Annotated in this window: 19 protein-coding genes; 7 read left to right on the top strand and 12 right to left on the bottom strand. The window is 72.3% G+C overall.

The genetic code is table 11. From position 1 onward, the window contains the following. Nucleotides 1–22 precede the first annotated feature (22 nt). Both menD and BLA60_RS28295 read right to left on the bottom strand, forming a co-directional pair. Nucleotides 23–1,702 carry a 2-succinyl-5-enolpyruvyl-6-hydroxy-3-cyclohexene-1-carboxylic-acid synthase gene (gene menD / locus BLA60_RS28300; RefSeq protein WP_075136207.1) on the bottom strand — a complete coding sequence of 560 codons (1,680 nt, stop codon included), beginning with the start codon at nt 1,700–1,702 and terminating at the stop codon, nt 23–25. Continuing rightward, entirely contained in the window at nt 1,699–3,054 is a 1,356-nt protein-coding gene (locus BLA60_RS28295; protein ID WP_075136062.1) for a hypothetical protein, read from the bottom strand. Before BLA60_RS28295 ends, menD begins: the two co-directional genes overlap by 4 nt. Before the next feature lie 72 nt (nt 3,055–3,126). On the opposite strand from BLA60_RS28295, the gene BLA60_RS28290 reads away from it, so the two are divergent. From BLA60_RS28290 to menE, 3 genes are read left to right on the top strand one after another with little or no spacing between them, the layout of a single operon-like run. Next, the gene (locus BLA60_RS28290; protein ID WP_075136061.1) at nt 3,127–4,050 is read left to right on the top strand and encodes a 1,4-dihydroxy-2-naphthoyl-CoA synthase; all 924 of its coding nucleotides are present in this window, start codon (nt 3,127–3,129) and stop codon (nt 4,048–4,050) included. A 16-nt stretch (nt 4,051–4,066) separates the two neighbouring features. Continuing rightward, nucleotides 4,067–4,213, top strand: a complete 147-nt coding sequence (locus BLA60_RS43710) for a hypothetical protein (RefSeq protein ID WP_154814674.1) — start codon at nt 4,067–4,069, stop codon at nt 4,211–4,213. A 25-nt stretch (nt 4,214–4,238) separates the two neighbouring features. Then, nucleotides 4,239–5,333 (top strand): o-succinylbenzoate--CoA ligase, encoded by a 1,095-nt coding sequence (menE, locus tag BLA60_RS28285; protein WP_075136206.1) that lies wholly within the window; start codon nt 4,239–4,241, stop codon nt 5,331–5,333. Between the two features lie 434 nt (nt 5,334–5,767). On the opposite strand, the gene BLA60_RS43705 is transcribed toward menE, so the two are convergent. Together BLA60_RS43705 and BLA60_RS28275 are read right to left on the bottom strand one after the other, a co-directional pair. After that, on the bottom strand, nt 5,768–5,932 hold the full coding sequence (locus BLA60_RS43705; RefSeq protein WP_154814673.1) for a hypothetical protein: 165 nt from the start codon (nt 5,930–5,932) through the stop codon (nt 5,768–5,770). Between the two features lie 63 nt (nt 5,933–5,995). Next, nucleotides 5,996–7,219 carry a helix-turn-helix domain-containing protein gene (locus BLA60_RS28275; protein ID WP_075136205.1) on the bottom strand — a complete coding sequence of 408 codons (1,224 nt, stop codon included), beginning with the start codon at nt 7,217–7,219 and terminating at the stop codon, nt 5,996–5,998. A 150-nt stretch (nt 7,220–7,369) separates the two neighbouring features. Here BLA60_RS28275 and BLA60_RS28270 point away from each other — a divergent pair, with 150 nt between their 5' ends. After that, complete coding sequence (locus BLA60_RS28270; protein WP_075136059.1) at nt 7,370–7,942, top strand: class IV adenylate cyclase; 573 nt, start codon at nt 7,370–7,372, stop codon at nt 7,940–7,942. Nucleotides 7,943–8,027: 85 nt separating this feature from the next. Then, a complete protein-coding gene (locus BLA60_RS28265) occupies nt 8,028–8,894 on the top strand; it encodes a 1,4-dihydroxy-2-naphthoate polyprenyltransferase (RefSeq protein ID WP_075136058.1) in 867 nt (288 codons plus the stop codon). On the opposite strand, the gene cds1 is transcribed toward BLA60_RS28265, so the two are convergent. The 3 genes from cds1 to BLA60_RS28250 are packed head-to-tail and all read right to left on the bottom strand — an operon-like array spanning nt 8,887 to nt 10,716. Then, nucleotides 8,887–9,981: an L-cysteine desulfhydrase Cds1 gene (cds1, locus tag BLA60_RS28260; protein ID WP_075136057.1), complete on the bottom strand. Its 1,095-nt coding sequence runs from the start codon at nt 9,979–9,981 to the stop codon at nt 8,887–8,889. The two genes, BLA60_RS28265 and cds1, sit on opposite strands and share 8 nt — an antisense overlap. Before the next feature lie 2 nt (nt 9,982–9,983). Further along, entirely contained in the window at nt 9,984–10,262 is a 279-nt protein-coding gene (locus tag BLA60_RS28255) for a DUF4229 domain-containing protein (protein WP_075136056.1), read from the bottom strand. Continuing rightward, nucleotides 10,252–10,716 (bottom strand): Lrp/AsnC family transcriptional regulator, encoded by a 465-nt coding sequence (locus BLA60_RS28250; RefSeq protein ID WP_075136055.1) that lies wholly within the window; start codon nt 10,714–10,716, stop codon nt 10,252–10,254. Before BLA60_RS28250 ends, BLA60_RS28255 begins: the two co-directional genes overlap by 11 nt. 147 nt (nt 10,717–10,863) lie before the next feature. Here BLA60_RS28250 and BLA60_RS28245 point away from each other — a divergent pair, with 147 nt between their 5' ends. Continuing rightward, entirely contained in the window at nt 10,864–11,079 is a 216-nt protein-coding gene (locus tag BLA60_RS28245; protein WP_075136054.1) for a BldC family transcriptional regulator, read from the top strand. A 79-nt stretch (nt 11,080–11,158) separates the two neighbouring features. After that, nucleotides 11,159–11,398 carry a hypothetical protein gene (locus BLA60_RS28240; RefSeq protein WP_075136053.1) on the top strand — a complete coding sequence of 80 codons (240 nt, stop codon included), beginning with the start codon at nt 11,159–11,161 and terminating at the stop codon, nt 11,396–11,398. A gap of 14 nt (nt 11,399–11,412) precedes the next feature. On the opposite strand, the gene BLA60_RS45765 is transcribed toward BLA60_RS28240, so the two are convergent. The 5 genes from BLA60_RS45765 to BLA60_RS28215 form a co-directional block, all read right to left on the bottom strand. Further along, nucleotides 11,413–12,924, bottom strand: coding sequence for a MinD/ParA family ATP-binding protein (locus tag BLA60_RS45765; RefSeq protein ID WP_245812191.1), 1,512 nt, complete (start codon nt 12,922–12,924; stop codon nt 11,413–11,415). Between the two features lie 164 nt (nt 12,925–13,088). Then, nucleotides 13,089–13,805 carry a hypothetical protein gene (locus tag BLA60_RS44935; protein ID WP_075136052.1) on the bottom strand — a complete coding sequence of 239 codons (717 nt, stop codon included), beginning with the start codon at nt 13,803–13,805 and terminating at the stop codon, nt 13,089–13,091. Nucleotides 13,806–13,905: 100 nt separating this feature from the next. Continuing rightward, a complete protein-coding gene (ccsB, locus tag BLA60_RS28225) occupies nt 13,906–14,874 on the bottom strand; it encodes a c-type cytochrome biogenesis protein CcsB (RefSeq protein WP_075136051.1) in 969 nt (322 codons plus the stop codon). A 4-nt stretch (nt 14,875–14,878) separates the two neighbouring features. Further along, a complete protein-coding gene (resB, locus tag BLA60_RS28220; protein WP_084735344.1) occupies nt 14,879–16,423 on the bottom strand; it encodes a cytochrome c biogenesis protein ResB in 1,545 nt (514 codons plus the stop codon). A 38-nt stretch (nt 16,424–16,461) separates the two neighbouring features. Next, nucleotides 16,462–17,253: a cytochrome c biogenesis CcdA family protein gene (locus BLA60_RS28215; RefSeq protein ID WP_075136050.1), complete on the bottom strand. Its 792-nt coding sequence runs from the start codon at nt 17,251–17,253 to the stop codon at nt 16,462–16,464. Nucleotides 17,254–17,331 lie beyond the last annotated feature (78 nt).

The following is a 17,331-nucleotide window of genomic DNA, read 5'->3' as shown; positions in this document are numbered from 1 at the left end:
CGGCAGGGGGCCCGCTTCTGTGTCAGGTGTGGCTGGCTTCGGTGGCGGTGGTGCGCAGCCGCGCGTGCAGTTCCCGCAGCGCGGCCCGGTCGGTGCGGACCTCGACCACCCGAAGGCCCGGCTGGGGCACCACGGCCGACCGCAGCGTGGCCCGGTCGGTGACCAGCGTGTGCGGGACGTTCAGCGCCGTGCACAGCGTCGTCAGGTCGACCGAGTGCGGGGTGCCGAAGACCCGCTCGAAGCTGGGCCGGTGCTCGGCGGCGCCCTGCTCCAGCAGCGAGAAGATCCCGCCGCCGTTGTCGTTGACCACCACGACCGTCAGGTCCGGGCGCTGCTCGGGCGGGCCGACGACCAACGCGTTGAGGTCGTGCAGAAAGGTGAGGTCACCGACCAGCGCGTAGGTCGGCCCGGTCGAGGACAGGGCGAGCCCGGCGGCGGTCGACACGTTGCCGTCGATCCCGGACACGCCCCGGTTCGCGTACACCGCGATGTCCGACCGGGGCTCGGCCACCAGGTCCACGTCGCGGATCGGGTTCGAGGAGCCGACGAACAGCTGGCCGCCGCTGGGCAGCGCCGCCACCAGCTCGGCCGCCACCTGCAGCCCGGTGGGCCACTCCTGTTCGGCGAGCAGCTTGTCGACCGCGGTCTGCGCGCTCACGTCGGCCTGGCGCCACGACGGCAGCCACTCGGTCTCGATGCCCTCGATCAGCCCGAGGTCCCCCAGGTCGAGCCAGCACCGCACCTGCGCCGCCGCGTGCTGCGCGTCCGCCCAGCCTGGCACGTCGTCGATGGCGTAGACCGTCGTGCCCGCCAGCAGCCGCGACACGCCACGGGACAGCGTCGGCCGGCCGACGACCACGACCGCGTCGGGGCGCAGCGCCTCCGGCAGCTCACCGCTGACCAGCAGCGTGCCGTGGCGCAGCACCACCGCCCCGCCGGACAGCGCCGCCGCCCGCGCGGTCGGCTCGGCCAGCACCGGCCACCGGGCGCTCTGCGCGACCGACGCCGCCGCGACCGCCCGGTCGGCCCGGCCGCTGCCCAGCACCATGAGCGTGCGCGCCGGCAGCGTGAAGTCCATCCCGCCCCGGGGCAGCGGCGGCGGCGCGGACACCGTCCACCGCCGGCCGTCGGGCCGCCCGTCGAGCGAGTCCGGCCACGGCGGCTCGAACGTCGGCACCAGCGGTTCCCGGAACGGCACGTTGACCTGCACCGGCCGGCCGTGTTCCGCCTCGGCGACCGCGCGGCACACCAGCGCCCGCCACACCCGGCCCTGCCCGTCGAGCCGCTGGGCGACCGGGAAGGCGACGGTCGCGGCGGCCGGGCCGTACAGGTCGCGCTGGTCGACGGTCTGGTTGGCGCCGATGCCCAGCAGCTCCGGCGGGCGGTCGGCGGTCAGCGCCAGGAACCCGACGCCGGCGTGCGCGGCCTCCAGCACGGCCGGGTGCAGGTTGGCCGCGGCGGTCCCGGACGTGCAGGCCACGGCCGCGGGGCGGCCGGAGCCCCGGGTCAGGCCCAGCGCCAGGTAGCCGGCGGAGCGCTCGTCGATCCGCACGTGCAGGGTCAGCCGGCCGGTCTCGGCGGCCTCGAACAGTGCCATCGACAGTGGCGCGTTGCGCGACCCCGGGCACAGCACGACCTGGGTCACGCCGCAGCGCACCAGCTCGTCGACGATCACCCAGGCCTGCGCGGTCGCCGGATTCATCCCCACCACCACCCCTGCATGACCCGCGCCCGCATCGAGGCCACCACCAGCTCCCGGCCGAAGTCGTTCACACCCACCGGGCGACCGTCGTCGTCGGCCGCGTCGGCCCCGTCGGCCAGCGCGCCGAGGATCCGCAGGTCCGCCAGCGTCTCGGCGCGCAGCGCCGGCACCTCGTCCGCCAGATCGCCAACCGGGTCGCTGTCGGGGTCGCTGTCGGGGTCGCTGACGCGTTCCCAGCCGTACTCGGCGAGCACCACGGTGATCCGCCGGTCCAGCGCGGCGCGGTCGACCCTGGCCTCCAGCAGCATCATGGTGAACACGGTCTCCAGCACGTGCTGGCGGTGGGTGGGGTCGGCCATGCCGATCAGCCGGCTGATCAACGCCCCGAACAGCGCCAGCTCGTCGATCAGGGCGTCCTCACCGAGGTAGGTCAGCCGCAGCCGGCCGCCGTCGGGCTCCAGCAGCTCGCAGCGTTCGGCCAGGTCACGCAGCCGCATGACCGGCGGCCAGCCGGCCTCGCTGCGCCCGCCGCCGGCCGAGGCCAGCTCGTCGGGCAGCGCCTCGACCAGCCGCGCGACCAACTCGGTCGGCAGGTAGCCGGCGCGGGTCAGCCGGGCGCCCGGCCCGCCGCACGCCTCCAGCAGCAGCCGCAGCGGGGCCAGCGTGTCCAGCCGCAGGTCCCGCCGGGGCGGCGCGGCGATGTCCGGTTCGGTGCGGACCAGCAGCTCACGCAGCGCCGAGCTGGGGGTCTGGCGCGACCAGTAACGCATCCGCTCGGTGGTCATGGCCTGCGCGACCGTGCGCCGGCCCTCGTCGGCGAGCGTGCTGTTGAGCAGGTCAACGGCCAGCACCAGGCGCATCGCGTCGGTGGCCGGGGTGGCCAGCGGGATCTGCCCGTCCTCGATCGCCGACTCCAGGGCGCGGGCGATCGCGTCGAACGCGGCCGCCTCGTACGGGCCCGGCTCGGACAGCCAGGCGATGTCGAGGTCCTCGGGGGGCAGCACGCCCGAGTCGTCCATCGCGTTGATCGCCAGCTCGGCGCAGCGGTCCAGGTCGTCGGCGGCGGCCAGCACCCGCTCGGTCCAGCGCCCCCGGCAGATCTCGGCGTAGCGGGGCTCGCCGGTCAGCTCGAAGAACGCGCCGAACGCCTCCACCACCGGGCGCCAGTCGACCGGGTCACCGGCGCGGACCAGCCGGGGCAGGATCAGCCACAGGTAGCGCTGCACGTCGAACTGTGAGGCGCGGTACCTGGCGTCGCCGCCGGACAACCCTCGCCAGGCCTCGCTGACCCGGCGACCGGACGCGAGGTCCCGGTCGCACAGCAGGTCGAGCGCGGAGTCGACGTCGTGCACCAGATCAGCTTGACACGCCGGCCCGCCGTACCGCGATTCACCGGGCGCTACCTCAAGCGATTCGCTGCCCATATGCTTCGCCGCGTGGCGACCCAACCCGTGTCCGAGCTGTTCGATCACTCCGCGTGGCGGCAGGTCGACGGCTTCGACTTCACCGACATCACCTACCACCGCGCGGTGGACACCGGGGCGGTGCGGATCGCGTTCGACCGGCCGGAGGTCCGCAACGCGTTCCGCCCGCACACCGTCGACGAGCTGTACCGCGCGCTGGACCACGCGCGGATGAGCCCCGACGTCGGCTGTGTGCTGCTCACCGGCAACGGACCGTCACCACGTGACGGCGGCTGGGCGTTCTGCTCGGGCGGCGACCAGCGGATCCGGGGGCGAACCGGGTACCAGTACGCGGCCGGCGAGACCGCCGAGACGGTCGACCCGGCGCGCGCGGGCCGGCTGCACATCCTGGAGTGCCAGCGGCTGATCCGGTTCATGCCCAAGGTGGTGATCGCGGTGGTGCCCGGCTGGGCGGCCGGCGGCGGCCACAGCCTGCACGTGGTGTGCGACCTGACGCTGGCCAGCGAGGAGCACGCCCGGTTCAAGCAGACCGACGCCGACGTCGGCAGCTTCGACGCCGGCTACGGCTCGGCGTACCTGGCGCGGCAGATGGGCCAGAAGTTCGCCCGCGAGGTGTTCTTCCTCGGCCGGACGTACTCGGCGGCCGACATGCACCGGATGGGCGCGGTGAACGAGGTCGTCCCGCACGCCGAGTTGGAGGCGACCGCGCTGGAGTGGGCGCGGGAGATCAACGGCAAGTCGCCCACGGCCCAGCGCATGCTCAAGTACGCGTTCAACCTGATCGACGACGGCCTGGTCGGCCAGCAGATCTTCGCCGGCGAGACGACCCGGCTGGCGTACATGACCGACGAGGCCGTCGAGGGGCGCGACGCGTTCCTCGACAAGCGCGACCCGGACTGGACGCCGTACCCGTACCACTACTGACCCGAAGGGGTTCGCCATGGGCATCACGATCGCCGTGCTGGTGTCGCTGCTGGTCGGGCTGGTGTTCGGCTTCAGCCTGGGCCGGCGGCAGGGCGTGACGGCGGCCAGGCGGGAGTTCCTGCGGGCCCGTGACCGGGGCGAGGACCTGACCGACTACTTCTGAGCCGCGGCCGGCCACAATGGGCGACGTGCGTGTGATCCCGGTGGACGGCCCAGACTCGGTGACCGACCTGGCCACGGCGCTGCGCGCGGCGCTGACCGGCGGCCCGGCGGTCCTGCCGGTGTCGGCCACCGACCCCCGGCGGGCGGCCCTGGTCGCCCACCTGGCCCCCGACCACCCGGTCGAACCCGACACGGCGTTGATCATCGCCACCTCCGGCTCGACCGGTGAGCCCAAGGGCGTGCTGCTGTCGGCCAGCGCGCTGGTGGCCTCGGCCACCGCGACCCACACGCGCCTGGGCGGGCCCGGCCGCTGGCTGCTGACCCTGCCGGCCCACCACGTCGCCGGCGCACAGGTGATCGTCCGTTCCCTGCTGGCGGGCCACGACCCGGTCGTGCGCGAGGGATCGTTCGCCACGGCCGCCGCGCGGCTGTTCGAGAACCCGGGCCCGTACTACACGTCGCTGGTCCCGACCCAACTGCTCCGCCTGCTCGACGAGCCGACCCTGCTGGGCTTCGACGCGGTCCTGGTCGGCGGCGCGGCCGCGTCACCCGCGCTGGTCGCCAGGGCACGCGCCGCCGGCATCCGCGTCGTGACGACCTACGGCATGTCCGAGACGGCCGGCGGCTGCGTGTACGACGGCCGCCCGCTCGACGGCGTGTCCGTGCGGGTGGTCGGCGGCGAGATCCGGATCGCCGGACCGACCCTGGCCAACGGCTACCGGCGCGGGGCCCGGTTCGGCCCCTGGTTCCGCACCGGCGACCTGGGGACCGTGCACCCCGACGGCACCCTGACCGTCCACGGCCGCGCCGACACGGTGATCAACACCGGCGGCGTGAAGATCGCCCCGGCGGCCGTCGAGAACGCGCTCACCGCACGGGAGGACGTGGCCGAGGTGTGCGTGGTGGCCGTGCCGGACGAGGAATGGGGCGACCTGGTGGCGGCGGCGGTCGTCCCGGCCGACCCAGGACACCCGCCCCGCGTGGAGGCCCTGCAGGAGACCGTGCGGACGGTGCTGGGCGGGCAGGCCGTGCCCCGGCTGGTCCGGTTCGTCCCGGACCTGCCCCTGCGCGGACCGGGCAAGATCGACCACTCAGCGGTCCGCACCTTGCTCACCGGCTGACCAGCCCGCGACCAGACGCGTGGCGTCGATCCAGTCGTCGACGTCCCACCGGAGATCCAGCGGCACCACCGCACTCCACCGGGCACACGCCTTCTCCGCCGACTCGTGGGTGGAGATGGACCCCTGCCCACCCGGCCCGCCGACGTGAACGACCGTCTTCCGGCACTCTTCACCATCACGATCACCGACGATCTCCATTCCCCAGGCGAAAACGACCCCGGGGTCATCGACGGTGACGAGACTGAACAACGAGGCATGCATGTGTGATTCGACTTTCTGGTTCGAGGATCGTCAGTTGCCAGCGACGTAGATGGCGCTTCGCCCGCCGGTCCACGGGGTGTGCGGTTCCCGCCGGTGGCCGCACGGCCCGCCCTGAGGGGCGGGCACGCCGCCGGCTTCGAGCGCCCGGTCCCGCAGGACGTGTCCCAGGTCGATCAGTCGGGCTCCCAACGCCTGCCCAGCGGCCGGCGACGGTGGCTCCCACCACCCGCGTCCGCGTCCAGGACCCGCAGGACGAACGTGGCGATGCGCTTGTTCACCGACGACAGATCGCTGATCAGCGTCAGGGTGTCGTGCCACGCACCGTTCTGCTCTGCCATGGCGTGAGTATCGGCCGGTCCGGCACCGGCGGAGGGCACAGTTTGTGCCCCCACTCCGTCGGGCTACGCGGCGATGCCCACTCGGTGGCAGAGGTCGAGGACGTCGTTGCGGAAGCCGGCCGGGGGGTGGGCGCTGAGGTCGATGAGCATGTCCCGGGCGAAGCCGTTGTAGCGGATCGTTTCGGGAGCCACGCGCTCTGCCTTGTACAGCAGGGCCCAGACGGCCGCGCGTTCGTCGCGCTGGTGGTGGGCTCGGGCCACTTCGATCAGGTGTCGGCTGCGGCGTGGGACGGAGGCGATCTGGTCGGCGTCCACGGAATCGGCCGCTCGCAGTGCCTCGCCGGCACGGCGCAGTTCCACACCGACCGTGGTGGCGTGGGCGGCCATCACCGGGACCGAGAAGCTGGACTGCACGTGCCGGTAGCCGGGGCCCAGTTGGCGGGCGATCGTGTCCGCGCGTTCCAGGTGGGCCCAGGCCCGGCCTGGGCGACCGCGCCGCGCGTGCACGTACGCCAGCTCCGCCTCGAGCGCGCCGACCATTCCGCGCCAGTCGTCCGGGGCTGTGTCGAGGTGGGGTTCCAGCTGGCGGGCGGCGTCGGTGGCGAGAGTCACGGCCTCGTCCCAACGGTCGGCGTCGCGCAGTGCCTGCACCATGGCCCACGCGCCGCCGGCGACCACGTACGGATCGTCGGCCTCGCGGCCCTCGGTGAGCGCCCGGTCCGCGACCAGCCACACCAGCTCCTGGGCCGGTTGGTAGGCGACATAGAAGTCCGCCAGCTGGTACACGCCGGCGAGGGTTCGGCGGGCCGTCCGCCGATCCTGCGCCGGCGCGGTGCGCGCGGCGTGCTGGGCGTCGCGGATCAGGTCGGGCAGCAGTGCGCCGAGTTGGGTCCGGTGGTCCGGGCTGGCGTGCCGCACCCGCCACGCCTGGTCCAGACGCAACGCCAGGTGGGCGATCCTCGGCGGTCGACCCGCCGGCGTCACCTGGTAGTCGGTGAGCGCGGACTGGACGGCCGTCAGTGCGCTGTGTCGCTCGCCGGCGAACACCCGCACCGGGACCGCTTCGCCGGCGCCGGTCAGCTCCGCGAGATCCGCGAGTTCGAGAACCTGCGCTATCCGCAGCAGCACCGACAGTTTCGGTGTCCGCAGGCGGCCGTTCTCCACGGACTTCACCCAGGACACCGACTTGCCGACCCGCCCGGCGAGCACCGGCCGGGACATGCCCAGGTTCTCGCGGTACCACTGGATTCGCCCGCCCGTGGGCAGCTCGGGATCCGGCGTGGCCATGGTCACAAGGTTACCCGCGCCCGGTATGGGGCGGGCGGGACGAACATTCCGGCACGCCGGCCCACGCCATGGGTGTCGCGTCGCGGGTTGCGTAGGTTCGTCGGACAGGTGTGGCGGGGACTGCCGTCACGCGGTCCGAACGGAGGGTCGGTGTCCATCGAAGCCGAGTTGACCGCCCTGCTCGCCCACCCGGAGCAGGTGCGTGCCGCCCTCGCGGGCCGTGCCGTCGGCGAAGCGAGCGTGTACGCCGACGCCTACTACGACCGCCCCGACCTGTCGATGGTCGCGAGAGGCTACGAGCTGCGCCTGCGCACGATCACCACCAGCTCCGGTGATCGTGTTGTCCTGACGTACAAGGAGCCCGCGGTCGACGAGTTCGGGTCGAAACCGGAGCACGAGACCGAGGTGGCCGAACGCGCCGTCCCGCACACGATGTTCCTCGGCCTCGGGCTGGTCGAGCACATCTCCTACCGCAAGCACTGCGACAACTTCCGCTTCACCGCCCACGGGCACGACCTGCTGGCCAGCGTCGTGCGGATCCCGGAACTCGCCGGCCGCACCTTCCTCGAACTCGAGACGATCACCGAGCCCGACGACCTGTCCGACGCGCTGACCGCCCTGCGGGCCGTGCTCGGCGAACTGGGTGTCACCGACCAGGAACTCATCACCGACAGCTACACCGACCTCGTGGCGGCCAGCCGCGCCGAACCCGACCGCCGTTGAGCTCGCGCTCGGGGAGGCGCGCGTGGCCACGGTCACAGGGTCACCCGCGCCCGGCGCCGGGTCGGGCGGGGACGAGGATGGGGTGATGGCCACGAAATGGGTCGAAGGCGCACGGGTTCGCACCCTGCCCAACTCGGTCGCGCCGGTGATCGTGGGGGCCGCGGCCGCCAGTGTCGTCGACCGGTTCAGCTGGTGGGCGACGGCACTCGCGCTGGTGGTGTCGGTGGCGTTACAGGTCGGGGTGAACTACGCCAACGACTACTCCGACGGCATCCGGGGCACCGACAGCGAGCGGGTCGGGCCGGTGCGGTTGGTGGGGTCGGGGTTGGCCACGCCGAAGGCGGTGCGGCTGGCGGCGTTCGGGTGTTTCGGGGTGGCGTGTCTGGCGGGGCTGGTGCTGGTGGCGCTGACCGGGTTGTGGTGGATGGTCGCCATCGGTGCGGTGAGTGTCGCGGCCGCCTGGTTCTACACGGGCGGGTCGCGGCCCTACGGGTACTCGGGGTGGGGTGAGGCCGCGGTCTTCGTCTTCTTCGGGCTGGTCGCCGTGTTGGGGACCGAGTACGTGCAGGCCGAGCGGATCACGTGGCTGGGGGCCGGCGGGGCCGTGGCGTTGGGGGCGTTCTCGGCGGCGGTGCTGGTGGCGAACAACCTGCGGGACGTGCCGACCGACCGCACCAGCGGCAAACGCACGCTCGCCGTTCGGCTCGGGGAGCGGCGCACGCGCACGCTCTACGTGGTGCTGGTCGGTGTCCCGTTCGTGGTGACCGTCGTGGCGGCGCTGGGGACGCCGTGGATGCTGCTCGCGCTCGCCGCCGGGGCGCTGGTGGTGCCGTCGGTGAGGACGGTCACCGGGGGGCGGGAAGGACTCGCGTTGATCCCGGTCCTGCGCGACACCGGCCTGGCGATGCTGGCCTGGGCGCTGCTGGCCAGCGTCGCGATGGCGCTCAGCTGAGTGACCAGGTGCCCGACGTGAGGAACTCGGTCACGGCCGACGAGTGGTAGGTCAGGTCCAGCGCGTTGGAGTTGAGCCACGACTGGTCGTAGTAGGTGTTGGTGTACCGGTCGCCCGCGTCGCAGAGCAGGGTCACGACGCTGCCCGGCTTCCCCGCCGCCCGCAGCTCGGCGACCAGCTGGAACGCGCCCCACAGGTTCGTGCCGGTGGAACCGCCGACACGCCGGCCGAGGAGAGGTTCGACGGCGTGGATCGCGGCCAGGGACGCCGCGTCCGGGACCTTGATCATCCGGTCGATGACCTGGCCGATGAACGACGGCTCCACCCTCGGGCGCCCGATGCCCTCGATGCGCGACCCGCGTCCCGCCGTCAGGGCCGGGTCCGAGTCGCGCCAGGCGTCGAAGAACACCGAGTGTTCCGGGTCGACCACGGCCAGCCGGGTGCGCAGCTGGCGGTAGCGGATGTAGCGGCCGACCGTGGCACTGGTGCCGCCGGTGCCGGCGCCGACGACGACCCACTCCGGCTCGGGGTGGGGCTCCAGCGCCATCTGGTCGAAGATCGACTCGGCGATGTTGTTGTTCCCCCGCCAGTCGGTGGCCCGCTCGGCGTGGGTGAACTGGTCCATGAAGTGCCCGCCCAGCTCGCCGGCCAGCCGGTGGGACTCGGCGTACAGCGCGCCCGGCTCGTCGATGAAGTGGCACCGGCCGCCCTGGCGCTCGATCAGCTCGACCTTCTCCGCGCTGGTCGTGCGGGGCATCACGGCGATGAACGGCAGCCCCAGCATCCGGGCGAAGTACGCCTCAGACACCGCCGTCGACCCCGACGACGCCTCGATCACCGGGGTGCCCTCGACGATCCAGCCGTTGCACAGCGCGTACAGGAACAGCGACCGCGCCAGCCGGTGCTTGAGCGAGCCCGTCGGATGGGTCGACTCGTCCTTGAGGTAGAGCTGCACGTCCCACTCCACCGGCAGCGGGAACGGGATCAGGTGCGTGTCGGCGCTGCGGTTGGCGTCCGCCTCGATCAGGCGCACCGCCTCACAGACCCAGGTCCTCGTCTTCTCGCTGCACCGGTCGATGGCCGACACCGCTAGTCCTCCTCCTGTTCCTCGCCGCGCAGCTGCGCGCGCAGGCGGTCACGTTCGGCGTCCCGGGAGGCGCCGCGTTCGGCCAGGCCGCTGGTGACCCGGCGGTTGAGGCCACGGAAGACCAGCAGGCCCAGCGGGAAACCGACGATCACCGCGACCGCCAGCGACACCAGCAGCGGCACGTTGAACAGCACCAGCACCACGGTCACCACGGCGACCAGGGCCAGCCTGGCCAGCGTGTACAGGGCCAGGTCGCGGCCCAGGGCCGGCCTACTCGTCACGGGTATCGACCTCCGAGGTGTTCGGCCGGCCCTCGAACCTCGTCGAGAGCACCAGGGTGGTGCGGGTGCGGGCGATGCCGGCGATGCGCCGCAGCCGGCCCAGGGTCTGCTCCAGCTCGTCGACCGTCGCCACCCGGACCTTCACCACGAACGACTCCTCGCCGGCGACCCGGTAGCACGACTCCACCTCGGTCAGCAGCGCGAGCGACGCGGCCACGTCCTCGTCGTCGGCGGTGTCGGTCGAGTGGATGCCGATCAACGCGGTGACGCCGAGGCCGACCGACGACGGGTCGACCATGGCGTGGTAGCCGGTGATCACACCGGTCGACTCCAGCTTGCCGACCCGCTCGTGCACGGCCGAGGCCGACAGGCCGACCTGGCGCCCGAGCTCGGCGTAGGTGGCGCGGCCGTTCTCGCGCAGCGCGGCGATGATCCGCCGGTCGAGGGTGTCCACGTCCTGGGACTCTAGCGGCAGGGCTTGACGCCCGAACCAGCCGATTTGTCCCTTACTACCTCTTTACCATCAGACAACCGTTCGAGTACCCGACGGGCGAGATGCCACGATTGGCGTGTCCGATTCCCTGCATCCCGAGGAGGACACGTGACAACAGCACACGTCGGTGAGCGCCTGCTGACTCCGGGCGAGGTCGCCGCGCTGTTCCGGGTCGACCCGAAAACGGTCACCCGCTGGGCGACAGCCGGCCGCATCGGCTCGATCCGGACCCCGGGCGGCCACCGTCGCTTCCGCGAGTCCGAGGTGAAGACCCTGCTCGCGGAGCTGACCACGGAGGCGACCAAGCCCAACGGGTCGGCGTGACACATCGAGCACCCCCCGAGCCCCCGGAAACGGAACAAACGGGCTAATCTCGTTGGCAAGACCTTCGGGAGGTGGCACGATGCCGTACCTGCTCGCCGCGATCGGCGCCATCTGCATCGCCGTGCTGTTGTGGCGGGCGTTCGTGTCGAACGCCACCGAGACCAACCGCCCTGAACAGGGCGAACGCCGTCCCCTGCGCCCCACCCGTCCGAGCCGGCCGGCGCCCCTCGCACCGGACGACGACCCGGAGTTCCTCCGGTCGCTCAGCGAGCGGAAGCCGCCGGCCGACCCTGACGGCAAGCAGCAGCCCCCCGCCTGACGCCCGCGCGGGCGTCAGCGCATGTAGTAGAACTCGCTGGGGAACCCGTCGGCCACGGTCGCGGCCAGGTCCAGCAGCGCGAGCCTGGTCGGCGCGCCCAGCCGGTCGAGCTCGATCTCCGCACCCTCCTCCAGGTGCGGGTCGAACGGGATCCGGCACACCGCGCGGCAGCGTGAACCGAAGTGCTGGCCCAGCTTGTCCAGGTCCACCGACCCGGCCCTCGGCCGCACCGAGTTGATCACGGCGACCGAGCGGGAGACCAGGTCGCGGTAGCCGTGCACGTCCAGCCAGTCCAGCGTCGCCGACGCGCTGCGGGCGCCGTCGACCGAACCGGAGGACACGATGACCAGCGCGTCGGCGATGTCCAGGACACCCTTCATCGCCGAGTGCATCAGGCCGGTGCCGCAGTCGGTGAGCACGATGTTGTAGAAGTGCTCCAGCAGCGCGACCGTGCGCCGGTAGTCGTCCTCGCTGAACGCCTCGGAGACCGCCGGGTCCTGCTCGCTGGCCAGCACCTCCAGGCGGCTGGGGCCCTGCGAGGTGTAGGCGCGGATGTCGCTGTAGCGGTGGATCCGGTCGGCGTCGCGCAGCAGGTGACGCACGGTGGCCGTGGTCTCCAGCGGGATCTTCTGGCTCAACGTGCCCCGGTCGGGGTTGGCGTCCACGGCGATCACCCGGTCGCCACGCAGCGACGCGAACGTCGAACCGAGCGTGGTCGTGGTGGTGGTCTTGCCGACGCCGCCCTTGAGACTGAGCATCGCGATCTTGTAGCAGCCGCGCAGCGGCTGGTTGACCCGCGCTATCAACTCGCGCCGGTGCACGTCCGACGGGCTCTCGCCGACGTTGACCAGATGACCGGTCGCCACGTAGACGGCCTTGCGCCAGCCGGACTGCGGGCGCCGCTTGGCCTGCTTGATGAGCTTGGCCGAGGACAGCTCGTCGGCCCGCCGGGGCGGCTGCTGTTGCTGCTGGGCCTGGGCCGGGTAGCCGGGCGGGAAGCCGCCCTGGGGGTAGCCGCCGGGCGGCGTGGCGTGCGGGCCGGAGGTGTTCGGGTTGGCGTACTGCTGGGGTCCGGACGGCGTCGCCTCGACGTACTGGTGCGGACCCGACGTGTTCGGGTTGGCGTACTGCTGGGGCCCCGACGGGGTCGCCTCGACGTACTGGTGCGGACCCGAGGTGTTGGGGTTGGCGTACTGCTGGTCGACGGGCGGGTGCGGGCCGGAGGTCCCTGCCGTCCCGGAGGTCACCGCCCCTTCGGCGGGCGGCTGCTGCGGGTACGGGTCGACGACCGGGTGGTTGCTCACCGTGGCCGGGTCGACGTACTGGTGCGGGCCGGACGCGTTCGGTTCGGTGTAGTGCGGCTGGGGGTGCGCCCCCGGCGGCACCGCCTCGGTCGACACCAGGGACTGGGGGCCGAAGTCCTCGGCCGCGTCAGCGTCGGTCTGTGGCCGCTGCTGGCCGGAGGGCAGCCAGGAGAAATCCTGGCCGGCTCCAGCCGTGTCCGGCTCGTGCTCGCGCCCACTCACCGCTGGGTTCCTCCCTGAAAACTGCCCCCGGGACCGCTCCGAGGCCGACGGTAGTCGCAGCATCGGGCGAACGTCGACACGGGTCCTGCCGGTCTTCGCACCAGCAACCGTGACAGTTCAGGCGGCACCCGGACAGGGGTTTCAGTGAGGTCCGGGCCGAATCGTCACCCGGCGAACAGGTCCCCGCCCGGGTTGATCATCGTCAGGGCGGGCTGCTCGTTGGCGCCGAGGAGCCCGGTCACCGGGGCGAGCACGCCGCCCACGGTGTCGCCGACGCCGCCGACCACACCGCCGACGGTGTCGGTCACGCCCTCGACCAGGCCGGGACGGGACTGCTCGGCGGGCGCCGGGGGCTGGGCGGGCGCGGGTTGCGGCGCGGGGGCCGGCGCCGGAGCGGGGGCCGGCGCGGGGGTGGGCACGGCGGCGTCGGCCGAGCCGCTGGCGGAACCGCCGACGGGCGGGGCCGGGCGGTGGTCACCGGCCGGGGCCACGGTCACCGGGGCTTTCGGGACCGATCTCGCCTGGTCCTTGTCGGCGTTGTGGTTGGCGTCCTTGCCGGGCGGTGGGGCGACGGCCGGGCCGCCGATGTCGCCGCCGCCGTTGCCGGTGCTGTTGCCCGGCGCGGCCGGGGCGTGTTCAGGGGCGGAGCCGGTGGCCAGCGGGGCGGCGCCGTCGTTGAGGCCGAGGGCGCCGGCGGCGAAGGTGCCGGCGACGATCAGGGCGCCGGCGGCGACACCGAAGCTCCAGCGGCGGGCGTTGCCACGGTCGTCGGAGTCCTCGGGATCGTCGTAGGTCTTGCGCAGTCCCAGCGGATGGTCGCGACGTAACTGCCGCTCAGCTGGTACTCGTTCGTGACCGCCGTAGGTAGCCGCGTAGCTCACTTGCACCCTCCTGGCCCTGATATCTCACCCGTACGGGTGAGCGGACGAACCCCGGTGGCGGAGAGTACTGATCTCTTGGCTGGTTGTCCACCAAGCCTGGTCAGCCACCCGCGTACGAGTGCAGGCCCGCGACAACCAGATTGATGAAGAAAAGATTGAAGATCATGGTCGCCATCCCGGCGATGTTGATCATCGCGGCCGGCTTCCCGCGCCACCCGGCGACCGCCCGCGCGTGCAGGTACGCGGCGTAGACGATCCAGGCGACGAACGAAACCGTCTCCTTCGGGTCCCAGTCCCAGAACCGGCCCCACGCCGACTCCGCCCAGATCGCACCGAAGATCACGCCCGCCGTGAAGATCGGGAAGGCCAACACCGTCGTGCGGTAGGCCACCCGGTCCAGCACGTCGGCCGAAGGCAGCCTGTCGGCCACCCGCAGCCGGCTGTTCTTCACCAGGTACAGCACCGACACCACGCCCGGCACCAGCACCATCCCGCTGCCCAACGCGATCGAGAACACGTGGATGACCAGCCAGTAGGACTGCAACGCCGGCTGCACCGGGGCCGCGTCGCTGTAGAGCACCACGCCGCCGAGGAACATCAGCGCGATCACCGGCAGCAGCACCCACACCGACAGGTGCTGGATCGGGAACCTGCGCAACACCACCAGCCAGGTGATCACCGCCACCAGGCACAGCGTCGCGCCGAACTCGTACATGTTGCCCCACGGCACCCGCTCGGTCGCCACCCCGCGCATCACCAGCGCGACCAGGTGCAGCGTGGCCCCGAGCACCGTCAGCGCGACCGACATCCGGCCCAACCGGCGGGCACGCTCGCCCGGCTCCGGCCCGTCGGTCCTGACGTCGGTGTCGTCGGTGACCGGGACGTCCTCGGTCAGGACCGGCCCACCGGCCCCGACCAGCTCCCGCTCGCGCGCCCGGCGTACCGCCTTGGGCACCCGGCGGCCGAAGGCCTGGTCGATCAGGGAGAACAACATCGCGAGCACGTACACACCCACGGCCGCGCCGTAGCACCAGTCGCTGTAGGTGGAGAGCGTCTCGTTCACCGGCATCAGGTCAGACTTCCCTTCCCGCGGTGACGTCCTGCTGGGGGGCGTCCTCAGGTTCGCGCTCCGGCAGCAGGTCGTCGGCGATCCTGCCGAACTCCTCGCCGTACCCGGCCTGGTCGGTGCGGGCGAGACCACCGAGCAGGACCACCGTACGGCGATCACCGTCATCCCCGGCTCCCGGGGTGGCCCGCACCCACACCCGCCGGCGCTTGATCAGCAACGAGGTGCTCAGGCCCAACGTCATGAACACCGAGAACACCAGCACCCAGGTCTGCGCCGGGTCGTGCGAGACCTGCAGGTACGCGAAACGCTCGACGCCGTCGAAGGACACCACCGTGCCGTCGTCGAGCCGGACGTCCTCCCCCGGCCGCAGGTTCGCCCGCGCCACCCGCTCCAGCCGGCCACTGTCGACCATCGACTGGTCGATCTCGAAGATCGACTGGCCGCGCCCGGCGTTCGTGCCGAGATCCCCGCGCATCACGTCGATCGCGACCGCCGGGTCCCGCAGGTCGGGGAACGACGAGGCGAGCAGCTTGCCCTGCAACGTCGCGGTCGGCGCGAACAGGCCGGTCACCGCGATCTGCTGCTCACGCCGCTGCGCCGGGTCGGTCACGCCCGGCGGGTCGAACTTCGTCGCGCCCTCCGAGAGCAGGGTGATCTGGTCGGCCGGGCGCCACTGGGTCGTCAGGGTGCGCTGCTGCCCGTCGGGGAAGGTGACGGTGAACGTCGGCGCATAACCGTTGCCGAGCAGGTAGATCCGGTCCCCGGCGATCCGCAGCGGGTCGTTGACCTCCAGCGGGTAGGGCCGCCAGGTGTTGGTCGCCAGGTCCTCGCCGACCTGGTACTCGATGTCGGCGCGGAAGAAGTCGGCCTGGCCCGTCGGCAGGTAGTGGGCGTTGAAGTCGTTGACCCGCACGCAGAACTCGTTGAGCTCGGTGCCGTCCACGCGCAGCCCGGGGCTGAACGAGTCGTAGGCGAACGTGCCGGAGTTGCAGAACTCCGACCCGTCGGCCATCACCACGACCTGGCCCTCGTAGTTGAACATCTTGCCGATGGCCAGCGCGATGATCAGCCCGAGCATCGCGAAGTGGAACACCAGGTTGCCGGTCTCGCGCAGGTAGCCGCGCTCGGCGGAGATGCTGCGGGCGCCGTCGGCCTCCTCGCGCTCCTCGATCCGCCAGCCGCGCAACCGCTCGCGGGCCGCGCGCATCACCTCGTCGACGTCCCCGTCGGTGGTGCCCTCGCGGTGGTGCGGCAGCCGCGACAGGTTGCGCGGGGTGATGACCGGCCGGGCCCGCAGCGACCGCAGGTACTCGAACGTGCGCGGCGTGAGACAGCCGACCAGCGAGACGAACAGCAGGACGTAGATCGCCGAGAACCAGACGCTGGCGTACACGTCGAAGAACCCGAGGCTGTTCAGCAGCCGGCCCCACCAGCCGTTGGCCGCGACGAACTCCTCGACCTTGACGGGGTTGAGGTCCACCTGGGGCAGCAGCGCGCCCGGCATCGCCGCCAGCGCCAGCAGGAACAGCAGGAACAGCGCCGTGCGCATGGAGGTGAGGCCACGCCAGGTGTTACGCAGGAACGCGATCACAACGGCAGCTCCGTGGTGGTGACCACGGCGTCGCGCAGCCAGGAGGTCAGGTCGGCCCAGAGCCCGGTGACCAGCAGCACACCGACGACGAACAGCAGCCCACCGCCGACGAGTTGGATGGTGCGGCTGTGGCGGCGCAGCCAGCCGTTGGTGCGGACCGTCCAGCGGGCCCCCAGGGCGATCACCAGGAACGGGACGCCCAGGCCGAGGCAGTAGAACAGGACCAGCGTGAAGCCCCGGGCGGCGGTGCCGCCGGTGCTGCTGGCCATCACCATCACCGCGGAGAGCGTGGGGCCAAGGCACGGGGTCCAGCCCAGGCCGAAGATCGCACCCAGGACCGGCGCGCCGGCCAGGCCGATGCGGGGCGTGTGATGGAGGCGCACGTCGCGTTGCAGGCCCGGGATGAGGCCGACGAAGACCAGGGCCATGGCGATGGTGATCACGCCGCCGATGCGCTGGAGCAGGTCCTCGTTGAGCAGCAGGGCGTCGGCCAGCCAGACGAGGCTGCCGACCGCCACGGTGAACACGACCGTGAAGCCAAGGACGAACAGGCCCACCGCGGTGAGGACGCGCGCCTGCTTCCTCGGCCGTTCCTCCTCCGGCGCGGGGGCACCGGCGCCCACCTTGACCGGGGGGGCGTCGGCGCCGACGAGGGCGGCGAGGTAGGCCAGGTAACCGGGGACCAGCGGGACCACGCAGGGGGAGGCGAAGGAGATCAGGCCGGCCAGCAGGGAGACGGCGGCGGCCAGCAGTAGCGGGCCGTCGAACGCTATTGCTGTGGGGTCCACGGGGTCAGGGTAAGCAGTGGGATTCCTGTGAGTTGTCCAGGGTCTTGTTGCTGTGTCCTGGTTCTCCGGCCTTCGTGC

This window comes from Actinophytocola xinjiangensis (assembly GCF_001921215.1).
Lineage (GTDB): Bacteria > Actinomycetota > Actinomycetes > Mycobacteriales > Pseudonocardiaceae > Actinophytocola > Actinophytocola xinjiangensis.
This window is presented reverse-complemented; position numbering and strand designations above follow the sequence as displayed.